Annotated in this window: 15 protein-coding genes; 7 read left to right on the forward strand and 8 right to left on the reverse strand. The window is 73.4% G+C overall.

Annotated features, from left to right (window positions below):
* The first annotated feature begins 109 nt into the window (after nt 1-109).
* On the forward strand, nt 110-2,011 hold the full coding sequence (locus tag BM385_RS25100; protein WP_175543105.1) for an AMP-dependent synthetase/ligase: 1,902 nt from the start codon (nt 110-112) through the stop codon (nt 2,009-2,011).
* A 36-nt stretch (nt 2,012-2,047) separates the two neighbouring features.
* Here BM385_RS25100 and BM385_RS25105 read toward each other — a convergent pair whose 3' ends face one another.
* Together BM385_RS25105 and BM385_RS25110 are read right to left on the reverse strand one after the other, a co-directional pair.
* Nucleotides 2,048-2,410, reverse strand: coding sequence for an RDD family protein (locus BM385_RS25105; protein WP_093844454.1), 363 nt, complete (start codon nt 2,408-2,410; stop codon nt 2,048-2,050).
* Nucleotides 2,411-2,589: 179 nt separating this feature from the next.
* Nucleotides 2,590-2,793 carry a cold-shock protein gene (locus BM385_RS25110; protein ID WP_019435746.1) on the reverse strand — a complete coding sequence of 68 codons (204 nt, stop codon included), beginning with the start codon at nt 2,791-2,793 and terminating at the stop codon, nt 2,590-2,592.
* Nucleotides 2,794-3,025: 232 nt separating this feature from the next.
* Between BM385_RS25110 and BM385_RS25115 the strand changes: the two genes are divergently transcribed.
* The 3 genes from BM385_RS25115 (at nt 3,026) to mqnC (ending at nt 6,749) form a co-directional block, all read left to right on the forward strand.
* On the forward strand, nt 3,026-3,868 hold the full coding sequence (locus BM385_RS25115; protein WP_019435747.1) for a menaquinone biosynthetic enzyme MqnA/MqnD family protein: 843 nt from the start codon (nt 3,026-3,028) through the stop codon (nt 3,866-3,868).
* A gap of 14 nt (nt 3,869-3,882) precedes the next feature.
* Nucleotides 3,883-5,487 carry a serine/threonine-protein kinase gene (locus BM385_RS25120; RefSeq protein WP_093844468.1) on the forward strand — a complete coding sequence of 535 codons (1,605 nt, stop codon included), beginning with the start codon at nt 3,883-3,885 and terminating at the stop codon, nt 5,485-5,487.
* Between the two features lie 65 nt (nt 5,488-5,552).
* A complete protein-coding gene (gene mqnC, locus BM385_RS25125) occupies nt 5,553-6,749 on the forward strand; it encodes a cyclic dehypoxanthinyl futalosine synthase (protein ID WP_019435749.1) in 1,197 nt (398 codons plus the stop codon).
* Between the two features lie 51 nt (nt 6,750-6,800).
* Here mqnC and BM385_RS25130 read toward each other — a convergent pair whose 3' ends face one another.
* The gene (locus BM385_RS25130; RefSeq protein WP_093844455.1) at nt 6,801-7,190 is read right to left on the reverse strand and encodes a hypothetical protein; all 390 of its coding nucleotides are present in this window, start codon (nt 7,188-7,190) and stop codon (nt 6,801-6,803) included.
* A gap of 151 nt (nt 7,191-7,341) precedes the next feature.
* Nucleotides 7,342-8,190: a DUF3152 domain-containing protein gene (locus BM385_RS25135; RefSeq protein WP_019435751.1), complete on the reverse strand. Its 849-nt coding sequence runs from the start codon at nt 8,188-8,190 to the stop codon at nt 7,342-7,344.
* Between the two features lie 100 nt (nt 8,191-8,290).
* Between BM385_RS25135 and BM385_RS25140 the strand changes: the two genes are divergently transcribed.
* Nucleotides 8,291-8,992 carry a demethylmenaquinone methyltransferase gene (locus BM385_RS25140; protein ID WP_093844456.1) on the forward strand — a complete coding sequence of 234 codons (702 nt, stop codon included), beginning with the start codon at nt 8,291-8,293 and terminating at the stop codon, nt 8,990-8,992.
* A gap of 87 nt (nt 8,993-9,079) precedes the next feature.
* Complete coding sequence (locus BM385_RS25145) at nt 9,080-10,366, forward strand: geranylgeranyl reductase family protein (protein ID WP_037756615.1); 1,287 nt, start codon at nt 9,080-9,082, stop codon at nt 10,364-10,366.
* A 115-nt stretch (nt 10,367-10,481) separates the two neighbouring features.
* On the opposite strand, the gene BM385_RS25150 is transcribed toward BM385_RS25145, so the two are convergent.
* The 4 genes from BM385_RS25150 to BM385_RS25165 form a co-directional block, all read right to left on the reverse strand.
* Nucleotides 10,482-11,360, reverse strand: a complete 879-nt coding sequence (locus BM385_RS25150) for an alpha/beta fold hydrolase (RefSeq protein WP_093844457.1) — start codon at nt 11,358-11,360, stop codon at nt 10,482-10,484.
* 3 nt (nt 11,361-11,363) lie between these two features.
* A complete protein-coding gene (locus BM385_RS25155; protein ID WP_093844458.1) occupies nt 11,364-14,063 on the reverse strand; it encodes an AAA family ATPase in 2,700 nt (899 codons plus the stop codon).
* Nucleotides 14,064-14,180: 117 nt separating this feature from the next.
* On the reverse strand, nt 14,181-15,026 hold the full coding sequence (locus tag BM385_RS25160) for a C40 family peptidase (protein WP_026047777.1): 846 nt from the start codon (nt 15,024-15,026) through the stop codon (nt 14,181-14,183).
* Nucleotides 15,027-15,267: 241 nt separating this feature from the next.
* Entirely contained in the window at nt 15,268-16,047 is a 780-nt protein-coding gene (locus BM385_RS25165; protein ID WP_093844459.1) for a sulfite exporter TauE/SafE family protein, read from the reverse strand.
* Nucleotides 16,048-16,371: 324 nt separating this feature from the next.
* Between BM385_RS25165 and BM385_RS25170 the strand changes: the two genes are divergently transcribed.
* Nucleotides 16,372-16,731: an NADH-quinone oxidoreductase subunit A gene (locus BM385_RS25170; RefSeq protein WP_019435758.1), complete on the forward strand. Its 360-nt coding sequence runs from the start codon at nt 16,372-16,374 to the stop codon at nt 16,729-16,731.
* Nucleotides 16,732-16,737 lie beyond the last annotated feature (6 nt).

The following is a 16,737-nucleotide window of genomic DNA, read 5'->3' on the forward strand; positions in this document are numbered from 1 at the left end:
ACCGCCGCTCCGCCGGACAAAGGCGTGGCGGTCCGGTGAAGGAGCCGGTCAGGGGCGCGTGCGGGCGGGCAGAATCCCCGGGAACCGCCGCACCGTGCCGGGAGTGCCCATGACGCCACCGCAAGATCCCCTCGCACCACCGCCCCCCGTCACCCGCCCCCGGTTGCGCCGCGCCCACGGCGCCGTCCTGGAGGCGTCGCTGCCCGCGCTCGTGCCCGCCGTCGAACAGGGCAGCCTCGCCGACATCCCGTTCGTCAACGCCCAGCAGGCCCCCGACGCCGTCGCGTTCAGCCGCAAGCACCGGGACGGCACCTGGTACGACGTCACCTGCGCCCAGTTCGCCGGCGAGGTGCTGGCCGTCGCCAAGGGCCTCATCGCCCACGGGCTCGCCCCCGGCGACCGGCTCGCCATCATGTCCCGCACCCGGTACGAGTGGACCCTCCTCGACTTCGCCGCCTGGGCCGCCGGCCTCATCACCGTCCCCGTGCATCCCACCGCCACCGCCCGTCAGGTCAGCTGGATCCTGCGCGACGCCGGGGCCCGGGCCTGCGCGGTCGAGGGGGTGGACGAGGCGCGCACCCTCACCGCCGTCCGCGGCGAACTGCCGCACCTGGAACACCTGTGGCAGCTCACCGCCATCCACGGCAACGAGTCCAGCGCCATCGGCCAGATCTCCGCCGCCGGGCGCGGGCTGCCGCACTCCGCCGTCGCCGAACGCCGCCGGCTCCTGACCCCCGGCCACATCGCCACCCTCACCCACACCTCCGGCACCGCCGCCCTGCCGCAGGGCTGCGTTCTCACCCACGCCCATCTCTTCACCAAGATCGACAACACGATCGAACTGCTCTACCCCGTCTACCGCTCCCTCACCGACCGGCCCGCCGCCACCCTGCTGACCCTGCCGCTGGCCCACGCGCTGGGCCGGACCGTCGCGCTGGGCTGCGTACGGGCCCGGATCCGGCTCGGCCACGCGCCGGACGCCGACGCGCTGCCGGACCTGGCCGGGTTCCGGCCCACCTTCCTGGTCACCACCCCCCGGCTGCTGGAACGCGTCCACCACACCACCCGGGCCACCGCCGAAGAGGCCGGCCGGGCCGCCGCGTTCGACCGGGCCGCCGCGCTCGCGCGGCGCATCGGCGCCGCCGTCGCCGCCGAGCAGCACGGCACCGGCGACGGACCCGGGCTCAGCCTGCGGGCCGGCCGCTCGCTGTACGAGGCCGGCGTCTACCGGCGGGTGCGCGAGGCGCTGGGCGGCGAGGTCCGCCACGTGCTGTGCGGCGGTGCCCCGCTCAGCCGCTCGCTGGCCACCTTCTACGAGGGCGTCGGCATCCCGGTGCACGAGAGCTACGGCCTCACCGAGACCGCCGCCGGTGCCGTCCTCGCCCCGCCGCACGCCCCGCGGCTCGGCACCGTGGGCTGGCCGCTGCCGGGTACGGCGGTGCGCATCGCCGAGGACGGCGAGATCCTGCTGCGCGGCGGGCAGATCTGCAGCGGCTACTGGGACTCCCGCACCCGCAGCATCCGCCCCGTCACCGGCTCCGGCGGCTGGCTGCCCACCGGGGACCTCGGCGCGCTGGACGAGGACGGCTACCTCACGGTGCACGGCCGCAAGCAGGACCTGATCACCCTGGCGGACGGCGCCCGCTTCTCGCCGGGGCCGCTGGAGGAGGCCATCCGCGCCGATCCGGTGATCGGCCACTGCGTGGTGGCCGGTGAGGGACGTCCCTACCTCACCGCGCTGCTGACCCTCGACCCCGAAGGGCTCGCCCAGTGGCTGCGCGCGGCCGGCCGCCGCCCGGCGGCGGCCGAGCGGATGGCCGAGGACCCCGAACTGCTGCGCCACATCCAGCGGGTGATCGACGAGGCGGGCCGCGTCCACCGCTTCCACCTGTTGCCCCGCCCGTTCACGGTGGCCTCCGGCTATCTGACCCCGGCGGGTACCCTGCGCCGCACGGCGGTGCTGCGCGACCATACCGAGCCGGTCGAGAACCTGTACCGCGGGGGCCGGTGAGCCGGGCCGGGGGACCGGGGCCGGGGGAGAATTCAGCTAAGAGCGTAGGTCCCGGCGGCGCACCGTGCGCAGCCCGCACGCCTCCCCGATGGCGTCGGCGTCCTCCAGGAGCACGATCAGGATGAAGAAAAGGTAACCGAAGAGCCAACGCCGTACCGCGCGCAGGAAACGCGGGCGTCCGGCATCGGTCACCCGGACCACCCGCAGGCCCCAGAGCAGTTTTCCGAGGCTCGCCCGAAAGAGCAGGACGAGAATCACATGATTGACGCAGGAGAGGGCCAGCGCGGTGAGGGCCGGCGCGAGGAATTCACCGGCTCCACCGGTATCCGGGAACAATGCCCGGGCCAGCGCCACCCCCGCCCCGAGCGCGAAAAGGACGTCGGTGAACACCGCCGCCATCAGCCGCAAGGTTCCCGCTTCCGGAGGCGGCGCGGGAGGGCCGGTTCGCTTTATCTGTCGCACGCATGACAGGGACGCCGGCGGCCGGGCCCCGGTTCTGCGGCTGCGCGCAAAGGCAGGAGCCCCCGCGCCGGGCGGGGGCTCCTTGGGTACTGCGTTCGACGCCCTGGGGCGACGGATCAGGCCGGGGTGACGTTCTCGGCCTGCGGGCCCTTCGGACCCTGGGTGACGTCGAAGGTCACCTGCTGGCTCTCCTCAAGCGAGCGGAAGCCAGAGGCGTTGATGGCGGAGTAGTGGACGAAGACATCGGGGCCGCCGCCGTCCTGGGCAATGAAGCCGAAGCCCTTCTCGGCGTTGAACCACTTGACGGTTCCGGTAGCCATAAGCCCTCCCTGGGCCTATAAGGGTCGCCCTGCTCCAGAACCTGCAAGAAGTCTGAAAACGACGAAAGCCCGCGGTTACATGCTCCGCAGGCTCGTACTGCAAGGGAAACCAAACTGCAACTTGCTGCGAGCGTAGCACGCTGTGTGCACGACCGGAAGGATGGAAGTCCCCCGTCGGGGGGAATCGCAACTGGCGGTCGGCTCGCATGACACCAGGCGTACCCTCACAGGGGTGAGTACACACCCCCGGACCCGTCCCCGAGTCGGGCACATTCAGTTTCTGAACTGTCTCCCCCTGTACTGGGGCCTGGCGAGGACCGGCACCCTGCTGGATCTGGAACTCACCAAGGACACCCCCGAGAAGCTGAGCGAACGCCTGGTCGCCGGGGAACTCGACATCGGCCCCGTCACCCTCGTCGAATATCTGCGGCACGCGGACGAACTCGTCGCCCTCCCCGACATCGCCGTGGGCTGCGACGGCCCGGTGATGTCCTGCGTGATCGTCTCCCAGGTGCCGCTGGAGCAACTGGACGGGGCGCGGGTGGCGCTCGGTTCCACCTCGCGCACCTCCGTGCGCCTGGCCCGGCTGCTGCTCGCCGAGCGGTACGGCGTCAGCCCCGACTACTACACCTGTCCGCCCGACCTCGGGCTGATGATGCAGGAGGCGGACGCCGCCGTCCTCATCGGGGACGCCGCGCTGCGCGCCGCCCTGCACGACGCGCCCCGGCTCGGCCTCCAGGTGCACGACCTGGGGCGGATGTGGCACGAGTGGACCGGGCTGCCGTTCGTGTTCGCCGTGTGGGCGGTGCGCCCGGACTACCTGGAACGCGAGGAGGAGACGGTGCGCGAGGTGCACCGGGCGTTCCTCGCCTCCCGCGATCTGTCGCTGGCCGAGGTCTCCAAGGTGGCCGAGCAGGCCGCCCGCTGGGAGTCCTTCGACGCCGCCGTGCTGGAACGGTACTTCACCACCCTGGACTTCCGGTTCGGCGAGCGGCAGCTGGGCGGGGCCCGGGAGTTCGCCCGCCGGATCGGGTTCGACGGTGCGGACCGGGTGCGGCTGCTGCCGCCCGGCTGACGGAGGGGATGACGTTGGAGCCGCTGACCCGGGAGGACCCGCCGTCCGTGGGCGGGTACCGGCTGCTGCGCCGGCTCGACCGGGGCGGCATGGGCCGGGTGTACCTCGGCCGCAGCGCCGGGGGCCGCACGGTCGCGGTGAAGGTGGTGCACCGGCAGTTCGCGGCCGACGAGCAGTTCCGCGCCCGGTTCGCCCGGGAGGTGGCGGCGGCCCGGCTGGTGGGCGGCTCCGGCGCGTACACGGCGCCGGTGCTGGACGCCGACCCGGACGCCGAACTGCCGTGGGTGGCCACCGGCTACGTGGCCGGGCCCGATCTGCGGCGCACCGTCGCGGAGGGCGGGCCGCTGCCGCTCGCCACGGTACGGGCGCTGGGCGCGGGACTGGCCGAGGCGCTGGCGGCGGTGCACGGGCACGGTCTGGTGCACCGGGACGTCAAGCCGTCCAACGTGCTGCTCGCGGTGGACGGCCCCCGGCTGATCGACTTCGGGATCGCGCGGGCGGCGGACGCGGCGGGCGAACTGACCGCCACCGGGGTCTCCCTCGGCTCGCCCGCGTACATGTCGCCCGAGCAGGTGCTGGGAGCGGAGGCCGGGCAGGCCGGGGCGCCGGGGCCGGCCACGGACGTGTTCTCGCTGGGATCCGTGCTGGTGTACGCGGCGGGCGGCCGGCCGCCGTTCCCCGGCGAGTCGGTGACCCAGGTGCTGTACCAGGTGGTGCACCAGGCGCCCGAACTGACCGGCGTCCCGGCCGCGCTGCGCGGGCTCGCCGCCGCGATGCTCGCCAAGGAGCCGGCCGCCCGCCCGCCGCTCGCGGAGGTCGCGCGGGCGCTGGCGGGGGAGGGCGGGGCCGGGCCGCTGATCCGGGCCGGGTGGCTGCCGCCGGAGGTGGTCGAGGGGATCGGCCGCCGGGCCACCGCGCTGCTGGATCTGGACGTTCCGGCGGAGCCGGGCGGCGAAGGGCCCGGGGCGGGCGGGGAAAGCGTGCCCGCGCCCGCCGGACCCGTACCGCCGCCGTCCCCGGTGCCGCCCGCGCCGGCCGCCGGGTTCGGGCCGGCGATCCCGCTGCCGCCGCCGGGCCCGCCGCCCGCGCCGCCCGCGCCCGCCGGGACCCGTACCCGGCGCGGGCGCGGGATACGGGCGGTGCTGGCCGCCGTACTGGTGCTCGGCCTCGCGGGCGGCGGGCTGTACGCCTTCACCCGCCCCGGCGGCGAGGAGGAACCGGCCCCCGCACCCACCCCCGAACCGGCGCCGGTGGCCGACGCGCTGCCCGAGGCGTTCCACGGGGAGTGGGTCGGCGACCTGACCCTCGATCTCGGCATCCCCGGCGGCCGGATGACGCTGACCCTGGGGGAGGGCGTGGTCGGCGAGGAGGTCGGCCACGCGTCCACCCGCGATCTGCTGAACATCTCCACCTGCGTGGACCGGATGACGCTGACCGAGGTGAGCGAGGAGGAGGCGGTCTTCGACGCGCTGGTGGACACCGGGGAGTCCACGCCCGGCGTCTGTGTGACCGACACGTTCCGGATGATCCTGCGGCTGGACGGGGACGGGCAGGTGCTGCGGTACACCAGCGTCCACCCGGACAGCGGTGCGCGGGGAGTGCTCAATCGCCCCGGTTAGCCCCTGGCGTACGCTGGCTTCCGGTATCGACCACCCTGTATCCGCCCGCCGGAGGGACGCCCGCCATGGCCCTGAGTGCTCAGCTCAAGTCCGCGCTCGACCGAGCCGCCGACGGCGGCCGGATCAGTCCGGAGGAGGCGCTGGAGCTCTACCGCAGCGCCCCGCTGCACGCGCTGGGGCGCGCGGCGGACGCGGCGCGCCGTAAGCGGTACGCGGGCATCGAGCACATCGCCACGTACATCATCGAGCGGAACATCAACTACACCAACGCCTGCGTCACGGCCTGCAAGTTCTGTGCCTTCTACGCCGCGCCGAAGAGCCCGGACGTGTGGACCCGGGACCTGGACGACATCCTGCGGCGCTGCGCGGAGACGGTGGAACTGGGCGGCACCCAGATCATGTTCCAGGGCGGGCACCACCCGGACTACGGCGTCGAGTACTACGAGCAGCACTTCTCCGCCATCAAGGCCGCCTTCCCGCAGCTGGTGATCCACTCGCTGGGCGCCTCCGAGATCGAGCACATGGCGCGGATCTCCGGGGTGTCGGCCGAGGAGGCCATCCGGCGCATCCACGCGGCGGGCCTGGACTCGTTCGCGGGCGCCGGGGCCGAACTGCTGCCGGAGCGCCCGCGGAAGGCGATCGCCCCGCTGAAGGAGTCCGGCGAGCGCTGGCTGGAGATCATGGAGACGGCGCACGGCCTGGGGGTCGAGTCGACGTCCACCATGCTGATGGGCACCGGTGAGACGAACGCCGAGCGGATCGAGCACCTGCGGATGATCCGCGACGTGCAGGACCGCACCGGCGGCTTCCGGGCGTTCATCCCGTACACCTACCAGCCGGAGAACAACCACCTGAAGGGCCGCACCCAGGCGACCATCTTCGAGTACCTGCGGCTGATCGCGATCGCCCGGCTCTTCCTGGACAACGTGGCGCACATCCAGGGCTCGTGGCTGACCACCGGCAAGGACGTGGGCCAGCTGACACTGCACTACGGCGCGGACGACCTCGGCTCGGTGATGCTGGAGGAGAACGTCGTCTCCTCGGCCGGAGCCAAGCACCGGTCCAACCGGCTGGAGCTGATCGACCTGATCCGCACCGCCGGCCGCGTCCCGGCGCAGCGGGCCACCACGTACGAGCACCTGGTGGTGCACGACGACCCGGCGAACGACCCGGTCGACGACCGCGTGGTCTCCCACCTGTCGTCCACCGCCATCGAGGGCGGCACCGCGCACCCGGAGCTGAAGCTGCTCGACGCCCGCTGACGCCGCCGCGCCGCGCCGGGCCGCGGTGGCCCGGCGCGGACGAGCGGGGTCTCAGCTGCCGCCGCCGAGCAGCGGCAGCCCGCCGAGCAGCGAGGTGACGGGGGCGGTCAGGCCGCCGAGCACGTCCTTGGCGGAGGCGCCGTCCGTCAGCGGCTGGGTGAGGGTCGTGGTGCCCACCGACTGGAAGTCGGCGACCTGGGTGTTCAGCCCGTTGGTCAGCGGGTCCACGCCGGTACCGGCCATCGGGTACAGCTGGAGGTCCAGCGGACCGGCCAGGCCGTAGGTCAGCGCGGTGTCGACCCCGGTCAGCGCCGCGCCGATGTTGTCCGTGGCCGTGCTCGCCGAGGCGGCCCCGCCACCGGCGACCACGGCGCCGGTGGCGGCGGCGGTGACGGCTGCGATCCGCAGCACGGGACGGGAGGGGCGGGAGTGGGAGCCCATGAATCCACCTGCTTGGGGTAGGAAGAAGCGATACGGAACCGGCAGGCCACGCTAGTGGGACGCCGGTCCCCTCTTCATCCCGATCCGCCCCAAATCCCTCGTACGGTGTAAGCCGGTCAACGGTCCGACGCCCGAACGTCCCCCGGACGCTTCAGGGAACGGACGGGCCGCTGATGTACCGGCCGTCCTCGTCGTACGGCCAGGCGTTGGCCACGCAGCCGTTCAGCCCCTTGATCTGCTGCATCATCGCCGGGGCGAGCGCGCCCTCCTCGGGGCAGCCCTCGTGACCGTGGCCGAGGCGGTGGCCCACCTCGTGGTTGATGATGAGCGCCCGGTACTCGGTCACCGGACCCGGGAACTGGGGCGAGCCCTCCATCCAGCGCAGCAGGTTGACCACCACCGTCTGGCCCACCTGGCAGTTGACCTCGCCGCCGGTGTCCAGGCCGTACTCGCCGCAGATGTCGTCGACCGTGCCGGGCGTGGCGACCTTCACCGTGAAGTCGACCGGGCCCTCCTCGGCCAGCTGGAAGGCGCTCACCCCGTCGGTGGTCCAGCCGCGCGGATCGGCCAGGATCGTCTCGATCTCCTCGGCCGTCTCCACCGGGTCGAGGTCGATGCCGTCCTCGATCTGCACCATGTAGCGGCGCACGGTGCCCTCGCCCACCTGGTGTCCGGTGGCGGGCGCGGTGCGGAAGGTGCCGGGGCCGGTCGGCGGGATGTCGATCGGCTCGGGCTCCGGGTCCGGCTCGGGCTCCGGCTCGGGGTCGGGTTCCGGGTCCGGCCCGGGCTCCTCGGTGGGCGAGGGCGGCGCGGCGGCCGGCTCACCGGCCCCGTCCTCGTCCCCGCCCCCCAGCACCAGCCGGGCGCCCAATCCGAGCGCGAGCAGCAGGACGAGGCCGGCGGCGGCGAACAGGGCGACCGCACGTCTGCGCCGCTGGAGCCGGCGGCGCCGCAGGACGGCGCGCCCCGCACGGCGGATGGTTCGGTCTACGGAAGGCATCGGCGTTGACGCTACAACACGATGATCATTCCGCCTGCCTCGGCGGACACCCGGGGGACCCTGCCCGCCACCGCGCGAGGTGACCCGCGACAATGGGGGGGTGACTCGTGCCACGTTGGACAAGCAGCCCCGTGAAGTCGCCGCCATGTTCGACGCGGTGGCCGCGAAATACGACCTCACCAACGACGTGCTGGCGCTCGGCCAGAACCGCCGCTGGCGCAAGGCCGTCGCCCGCGCCGTCGACGCCCGCCCCGGCGAGCGGGTCCTCGACCTCGCCGCCGGCACCGGCACCTCCTCCCTGCCCTTCGCCGCCGCCGGCGCGTACACCGTGCCGTGCGACTTCAGCACCGGGATGTTGAACGAGGGCAAGCGGCGCGAGCCCTGGCTGCCGTTCACCGCGGGAGACGCCACCAGGCTGCCGTTCCGGAACGATGTGTTCGACAAGGTGACCATCTCCTTCGGGCTGCGCAACGTCCAGGACACGGACGCCGCGCTGCGCGAGCTGCTGCGTGTCACCCGGCCGGGCGGCCGGGTGGTGGTGTGCGAATTCAGCCACCCCACCTGGGCGCCGTTCCGCACCCTTTACACGGAGTACCTGATGCGCGGGTTGCCTCCGGTGGCCGAAAAGGTCTCCTCCAGCCCGGACGCGTACGTCTATCTCGCCGAGTCCATCCGCGCCTGGCCCGACCAGCCCGCCCTGGCGGCGCTGCTCCAGAAGGCCGGCTGGGAGCGGGTGGCCTGGCGCGACCTCACCGGTGGCATCGTGGCCCTGCACCGGGGCACCAAGCCGGCCGCCGGCTGAACCCGTCCCACCCGCCCGCACCCTGATCCGCTCATAGACTCGTAGCCGCCGAACCCGGACCGATGGGGAGAGCCGACCGTGGCCGACATCGATGCAAGCGCTTCCGAACACACCGCTGATGTGATCGTCGTCGGGGCCGGACCGGCCGGCTCCACGACCGCGTACCACCTCGCCCGCGCCGGGCTCGACGTCCTGCTGCTGGAGAAGACCGCCTTCCCCCGCGAGAAGGTCTGCGGCGACGGCCTGACCCCGCGCGCCACCAAGCAACTCGTCGCCATGGGCATCGACGTCTCCGAGGAGGCGGGCTGGCTGCGCAACAAGGGCCTGCGCATCATCGGCGGCGGACACCGGCTCGAACTGCCCTGGCCCGAGCTGGCCGCCTTCCCCGACTACGGACTGGTGCGCCGCCGCGAGGACTTCGACGAACTGCTCGCGCGGCAGGCCGAGAAGGCCGGCGCCCAGCTCTTCGAGCGGTGCAACGTGACCGGCCCCGTCCAGGACGACCGCGCCGCCGGCCGCATCGTGGGCGTGACGGCCAAACTGGGCGAGGAGAAACGGAACGTCACCTTCCGCGCCCCGGTGGTGGTCGCCGCCGACGGCAACTCCTCCCGGCTCTCCCTCGCCATGGGCCTGCACCGCGACGACAAGCGCCCGATGGGCGTCGCCGTGCGCACCTACTTCACCAGCCCGCGGCACGACGACGACTATCTGGAGGCCTGGCTGGAGCTGTGGGACCGGCGCGGCCCCGAGCCCCGGCTGCTGCCCGGCTACGGCTGGATCTTCGGCATGGGCGACGGCACCTCCAACGTCGGCCTCGGCATCCTCAACAGCTCCAGCGCCTTCCGCGAACTGGACTGGCGCGAGGTGCTCAAGGCGTGGTGCGCCTCGATGCCCGAGGAGTGGGGCTACACCCCCGAGAACATGTCGGGCCCGATCCGCGGCGCCGCGCTGCCCATGGCGTTCAACCGCAAGCCGCACTACTCGCGCGGGCTGATGCTGGTCGGCGACTCCGGCGGCCTGGTCAACCCGTTCAACGGCGAGGGCATCGCGTACGCCATGGAGTCCGGCCAGATCGCGGCCGAGGTGATCGTCCAGGCGATGGCGCGGCAGTCGCCCGCCCAGCGGGAGCTGACGCTGCGCGCGTACCCGAAGACGCTCCAGGAGACCTACGGCGGCTACTACACGCTCGGCCGGGCCTTCGTGAAGCTGATCGGCAACCCGCAGATCATGAAGATCGCCACCGAGCGCGGGCTCAGCCATCCGCTGCTGATGCGCTTCACGGTCAAGCTGATGGCCAACCTGACCGACCCGCGCGGCGGCGACGCCATGGACCGGCTGATCAACGGGCTCACCAAGATCACCCCCCGCGCATAACGGCCGGGCCGGCCGCCGGGCTCGACCTTCACACCGGTGTCACGCCCTACCGTCCGAGGCATGACGGTTCATGCCACACACCTGGACGGCCGGCCGGCGACCGCGTGGCACGGCCTCACTCCGCCGTGTGGGTGAGGACGGCCGTGGCCAGTTGCTCGTGGGTCTCGGGGGGCAGGGTGTGGCCCATGCCCGGCACGGTCATCAGCCGTGCGCCCGGGATCCGTTGCGCGATCAGGGCTCCGTGACCCGGCTTCACCGGCTCGTGGCTGCCCTCGACGACCAGCGTGGGCGCTGTCACCCGGTGCAGGACGCCCACCGGCTCGAAGCCGGGGCCGGCCGCCGCGGCCAGCCGGTGGTTGGCCGCCGCCGACAGGTCGTTGGCGCGGTCGTGGATCCGTTCCTGGAGGCGGCGCGCCGCGTCCTCGTCGAAGGGCAGGCCGGTGCCGTGCAGCACCCGCTGCTCGGCGACCATGCCGTCGATCAGCGCGCGCCGGCCTTGCGGCGGCGGGGCGGTCAGCAGCGCCCGGTAGAAGGCGGTGAACGCGGCGGTCGGCGCGGGCAGGCTGCCCTCCTCCTGCGGCTCGCCGGTCAGCGCCCGCAGGATCACCTGCCCTTCGCCGCCGCCCAGCGGCGAGGAGCCGATGACGGTCAGCGAGCGCACCCGGTCCGGCCGCTCCACCGCGATGAGCTGGCCCAGCAGCCCGCCCGCCGAATGGCAGACCAGGTGCGCGCTGCCCAGGCCGTGGGCGTCCAGCACCCGGTGGACGTCGTTCTTGATGTCCTCCCAGGTGTACGGGTGCGCCGCGAAGTCGACGGTCTCCGACTTCCCGGTGTCCCGGTGGTCGTACCGGATCACCCGGCGGCCCCCGGCGACGAGACGGCCGGCGAACGCGTCCGGCCACAGCACCCCCTGCGACATCGACCCCATGATCAACAGGATCGGCGCGTCCGTCGCCGCGCCGAACTCCTCGCTCCACAGATGTACATCACTCATGCCTCAGAGTCTGTCCGCCTCCGGTACCGGTGCCTTCCGTAGAACCACCAGTCGTGCCAGCTCCGTACGGGAGCCGATGCCGAGCTTCGGGTAGATCTTGTACAGGTGGTACTCGACGGTGCGCGGGCTCAGGAACAGCCGGTCGGCGATCCGCTTGCTCGACAGCCCTTCGGCGACCAGGCCCGCGATGCGCAGTTCCTGCGGGGTCAGCGCGTCCAGGACCGCGGGTACCGGCGCCGGTCCGCCCCCGCCCGCCGCCCGCAGCTCGTCCCGGGCGCGCCGCGCCCACGGCCCGGCGCCCGCCCGCTCGAACGTCTCGGCGGCCCGGCGCAGCTGCCCGCGGGCCTCGGCGGGACGCCGTGCGCGGCGCAGCCGCTCGCCCAGCAGCAGCGCCGTCCTGGCCGCCTCGAAGGTGTTGGTGTGCAGCCGCAGGGCCTCGGCGAGGTCCTCCGCGCGGGAGTGGGCCAGCCCCCGGCAGCGGGCCAGCAGCGCCCGTGACTCGGGTGTCGTGGCGTGCGCCGAGGAGCGTTCGTACGCCGCGAGCACCTCCCGCGCCGCCGCCTCCTCGCCCGCGCCCAGGGCGGCCTCGATGTGATCGGGCGCGATGCGCCACACCACCGCGGGCGAGGTGGCTCCCGGGCCCGCCGCCGTGAGGGCGGTGAACCGTTCGTGCGCCGCCGCGTGCCGGCCCAGCCCCAGATCCAGCAGCGCCCGCGCGTACCCGGCGACTCCGGCCCGCAGGCCCACCCGGTGCGGTACGGCGATGGCCAGCGCCTCCCGCGCCAGCCGTTCGCAGTCCTCCTGCTCGCCCCGCAGCGCCGCCACCACCGCCAGGTTGGCCAGATGGGCGGCCACGGTGTTCGGGTATCCGGCCTCCCTGGCCAGCGCCAGGCCCTCCTCGGAGACCGCCCGGCTGCTCGCGAGCCGGCCCGCCAGCCGTTCGGCCGTCGCCACGAACTCCAGCACCACGGGCAGTTGCCCGGTCATCCCGGACACCCTCGCCACCCGTCCGGCGCGCTCGGCCATCCCGGCGGCCAGGTCCGTCTCGCCGAGCTGTCCGGCGGCGGCTGCCGCCCACAGGTACTCCGCCGCTTCCCGCGGCTCCCCGGCCCGTGCCTGTGCCAGCGCCCGCCGCAGCAGGCCGGGGCCGGCCGGGTCGCCGTCCAGCGCCAGGCCGATCCCGGCCACCGTGTCCCGCAGGAAACCCGGGGGGTGCGCCGCGGCCCTGCGCCCCAGCCGGATGAGGGCCGCGGTGTCGCCGGCGTACGAGGCGGCCTCCGCCGCGTCGGCCAGCATCCCGATGCTGTCGCCGGTGGACAGGATGCGGACGGCCTCGGTGGCGTCACCGGCGTTCAGCTCGAACCGGCCCCGGAGCCGGGCGATCTCCAGGGCGAGAGCGGTGTCCGTGCCCGGCTGCTCGCGGGCCTCGGCGAGCAGCGACTCGGCCTGCCCGGGGCGTCCGCCGAGCCAGGCGGCGACGGCGGCGTCCTTCAGACGCACCGCCCGGGGCCCCGGTTCGGGTGTCAGTTCGGCGGCTCTGGCCAGCGCGGTGGCGGCGCTGCCGTATCCACCGCGCTCGCGTGCCCGCTCCGCGGCGGCCACCAGCTCGGCGGCGACCCGCTCGTCGGGGCCGACGGCGGCCGAGGCCAGGTGCCAGGCGCGGCGGTCGCCGGTGGTCAGCTGTGCCAGGACGGTGTGGACGCGGCGGAGTCCGGCGCGGGGGGCCGCCTCGTACACCGCCGAACGGATGAGCGGATGACGGAAGCGCAGCCGGGCGCCGTGGAGTTCGGCGAGACCCGCCTCCTCCAGCTCGGCCAGCGCGGTACGGCCGGCGTCCGCCAGGGGGCCGGCCCGGCCGGAGTCCTCCGCGTGCAGCAGGCCGGTGGCGCGCAGGGCCGGACCGACTTCGGGCTCCACGGCGGCGACCCGGGCCAGTAGCGCGGCGCCGGGGGACAGGGCCGCGACCCGGTCGCCGAACAGCCGGGCGCCCCCGGGCAGCGGGTCGGGCAGCGGGGCGGTCCCGGCGAGCTGCGCGGGGGACAGGCGGGCGGCGATCTCGTCCAGCGCGAGCGGATTGGCGCCGGTGGCGGCGATGAGGTCGCGCGCCACACCGGAGGGGACGCCGTGCCGGGCGCGCAGCATCTCGGCCGCCGCGGCGTGGGGGAGTCCTCCGACCTGGACCGTCAGCGGTATCCCGGGCACCGGGGTGTCGCCGCGCACGGCGAACAGCAGCGCGATCCGTTCCGTGGCCAGCCGCCGGGCGGTGAACAGCAGTGCGTGGGCCGAGGCCCGGTCGACCCACTGGAAGTCGTCGATGAGGCAGATCAGTCCGTGCGGGGCGGCGGCCTCGGCCAGCAGCGAGAGCACGCCGGCGCCCAGCGGGTAGGGGTCGCCCGCCGTCTCCCCGGTGAGCCCGAGGGCCGCGCGGACGGCGTCGCGCTGCGGTGCGGGCAGTGCGTCCAGTGCGCCGGTCACCGGCCACAGCAACTGGTGCAGCGCCGCGAAGGCGAGGCCGGCTTCGGCCTCGACGCCGGTGGCGCGCAGGACGCGGGCGTCGGTGCCGTGTCCGGCGGCGGCGTCGAGCAGGGCCGTCTTGCCGGCTCCGGCCTCGCCGCGCAGGACGGCTGCTCCGCCGTGTCCGGCGCGGGCCCGGGCGATCACCTCGTCGAGCGTGCCGGACTCGGCCGATCTGCCGTAGAGCATGGACAGACACTGTAGGAGACCCGTGCGCCGCCGGGCCGGTGCCGAGGCGCTTCTCACATCGCGCGCGAGGGGCCCGGCCGTCCGGCCGGGCCCCTCGCGACGGGTGTGACGGGTGGTTCAGAGGATGCGGACGGCTCCGGTGGGGGTGTCCCAGGCCATGTCGCGCTGGACCACACCGGTGGAGGAGTTCTGGGCGCCGATGAACTGGCCGCCGCCGATGTAGATCGCCACGTGGTACGCGCTGCCGGCGCTGCCCCAGTAGAGGATGTCGCCGGGCTGGAGGTTGCTCAGCGAGACCTGGGTGCCGGAGGTGGACTGCGGCTGGGAGGTGCGGGGGAGGGAGACGCCGGCCGAGGCGTAGGCCGCCTGGACCAGGCTGGAGCAGTCCCAGGCGTCGGGGCCGGTGGCGCCCATGACGTAGGCGTCGCCGAGCTGGGCCTGGGCGAAGGCGACGACCGCGGCGGCGCTGCCGCTGGGGGCGGGGGCCGGCGCGGGGGCGGACTCGGTGGCCGCGGGCGCGGAGGCGGCGGCCAGGGTGGTGCGTTCGGCGGAGCGGGAGGCGGCTTCCTCGGCCTCGCGCTCGGCGGCGGCCTCCTCGGCCGCGCGGCGGGCCTCCTCGGCGGCGGCCTCGGCCGCGGCCTCTTCCTCGGCGCGCTGCTCGGCGGCGGCCTGCTGGGCGGTGGCGAAGGCGCGCTGTTCGGCGCGCTGGTGCTGCTGGCGCAGGCCGGACAGATCGGCGTACGTCTCGGTGGCCCGGGCCGCCTGGCTGCCGGAGGTGGAGAGGATCTCGTTCAGGGCGCGGAGCTCTGCGGTCGTCTCCACGGGGTCCTCGGCCGCGTTGGCGGGCGTGGCGGCCCCGGTGACGGCGACGGTGCCGACCACGCCGGAGAGGACTCCGCCGCGTATCAGAGTGCTGGCACGGGACGGCTTGCGGTGCCGGCCTCGGTAACGGATTGGGGACATGGACATCATCCGTACCAGTGATGTCCGGTTGTTCTCAATTGTTGTGGCGTGAGCCACAGGTGCGATAAACGGCGTTTGGAATGGGTGGCTTGGTCCTTTTTGCTCCCTGGTGCTGGCGCTCGCCCGGCGATTGACTCGACGCTCGTATGCTGGACGTTGTCCGGAATGCCCGTTTGGCTAGCACGCGGCGGACCCCCGGGCAATCTGTCGGAGCGTCAGTTGTGACCCGCCGTGGCGCACGTCACGACCACCACTGGTCGTACGCGAGGCGCAGCACCAGCGCCGTCACGACCACGAGCAGCACCGCGCGCACGAAGCCGCTGCCCTTGCGCACCGCCATGTGGGCGCCGATCCAGCCGCCCGCCATGTTGAACGCCGCCATACCGGCCGCCAGTTTCCACAGCACGGTGCCGGCCGCGCCGAACACCAGCAGGGCGCCCAGGTTTGTGCCGACATTCACGACCTTGGCCGTGGCGGACGCGGTGAGCATGTCGAGATGGAGGATCGCCACCAGGGATATGACCAGGAAGGTGCCGGTTCCCGGGCCGATCAGCCCGTCGTAGAAGGCGACCCCGATCCCGGCCACGGCGAGGGCCAGCAGGCGGCGCTTGCGGGTGACTTCGCGGCCGGTGGCCTCGGTGCCGAAGCGCGGTTTCCAGACGACGAACGCGGCCACGCCGAGCAGGACGACCATGATCAGCGGTTGCAGGATCTCCTTGTTCACCGCGGATGCGAACAGCGCGCCGCCGCCCGCCGAGAGCAGGGCGAGGCCGGCGAGCCGGGCCGCGAGGGCCGGATCGAGGCGGGTCCGGCGCGCGTAGGTGACGGCCGCGATCGAGGTACCGGTGATCGCCACGGCCTTGTTGGTGCCGAGCGCGTACGTCGGGGCGAGGTTCGGGAAGCCGATGAGCAGGGCGGGGAGCAGCAGCAGACCTCCGCCGCCCACCACCGCGTCGATCCAGCCCGCGAGGGCGGCGGCGAGGCAGAGCAGGACGACGGTGGTCAGGGATATGTCAGGCACCGCTCGCCATATACCAGATACCCATTTCAGCTGCGAATTTGCTTGTACTGACCATGTAGTGGTAAAGGCGGCGGCTGGATACCGCGCCCCGCTACTTCCGGATTTGGCGGTCCGTATCGGACTCGTCGCGTTGAGTGTCAGTGGGGTGGCTTACCTTGGGTTCGTCGTCTTCGTCGGGTGGGAGAGATCACAAACTTGGTCGGTGCCCCAGTGTCGAAGGTCACAGGGCCCGGGCTTAGGATGCTCACCAGCCTTGTGAACTGACTCACATAGATCTGATCTTCATCGCTGGCAGTCGCCGTTGACTGGAAGGAGCGAGGTGCGGTGAACGCGTACGTTCCCATCCTCGTACTGGGGGCCCTCGGGGCGGGCTTCGTTGTGGTGTCCCTGGTGCTCGCATCGATCGTCGGTCCCAAGCGCTACAACCGGGCCAAGTTGTCCGCGTACGAGTGCGGTGTGGAGCCGACCCCGCAACCCGTCGGCGGTGGTCGCTTCCCGGTGAAGTACTACCTGACGGCGATGCTCTTCATCATCTTCGACATCGAGATCGTCTTTCTTTATCCCTGGGCCGTGCACTTCGACGCACTGGGGATGTTCGGGCTCGCGCAGATGGCCGTCTTCGTCGGCCTCATCGGTGTCGCCTACGCCTATGACTGGCGCCGGGGAGGACTCGAATGGGACTGACCTAGC

The organism is Streptomyces harbinensis (assembly GCF_900116145.1).
Classification (GTDB): Bacteria; Actinomycetota; Actinomycetes; order Streptomycetales; family Streptomycetaceae; genus Streptomyces; species Streptomyces carpaticus.

Excerpts from the sequence above, each read along its gene's own strand:
- BM385_RS25100 (WP_175543105.1), top strand. The coding sequence starts at position 110 with ATGACGCCACCGCAAGATCCCCTCGCACCACCGCCCCCCGTCACCCGC.
- BM385_RS25105 (WP_093844454.1), bottom strand. The coding sequence starts at position 2,410 with ATGGCGGCGGTGTTCACCGACGTCCTTTTCGCGCTCGGGGCGGGGGTG.
- BM385_RS25110 (WP_019435746.1), bottom strand. The coding sequence starts at position 2,793 with ATGGCTACCGGAACCGTCAAGTGGTTCAACGCCGAGAAGGGCTTCGGC.
- mqnC (WP_019435749.1), top strand. The coding sequence starts at position 5,553 with ATGGCCCTGAGTGCTCAGCTCAAGTCCGCGCTCGACCGAGCCGCCGAC.
- BM385_RS25130 (WP_093844455.1), bottom strand. The coding sequence starts at position 7,190 with ATGGGCTCCCACTCCCGCCCCTCCCGTCCCGTGCTGCGGATCGCAGCC.
- BM385_RS25135 (WP_019435751.1), bottom strand. The coding sequence starts at position 8,190 with ATGCCTTCCGTAGACCGAACCATCCGCCGTGCGGGGCGCGCCGTCCTG.
- BM385_RS25150 (WP_093844457.1), bottom strand. The coding sequence starts at position 11,360 with ATGAGTGATGTACATCTGTGGAGCGAGGAGTTCGGCGCGGCGACGGAC.
- BM385_RS25155 (WP_093844458.1), bottom strand. The coding sequence starts at position 14,063 with ATGCTCTACGGCAGATCGGCCGAGTCCGGCACGCTCGACGAGGTGATC.
- BM385_RS25160 (WP_026047777.1), bottom strand. The coding sequence starts at position 15,026 with ATGTCCCCAATCCGTTACCGAGGCCGGCACCGCAAGCCGTCCCGTGCC.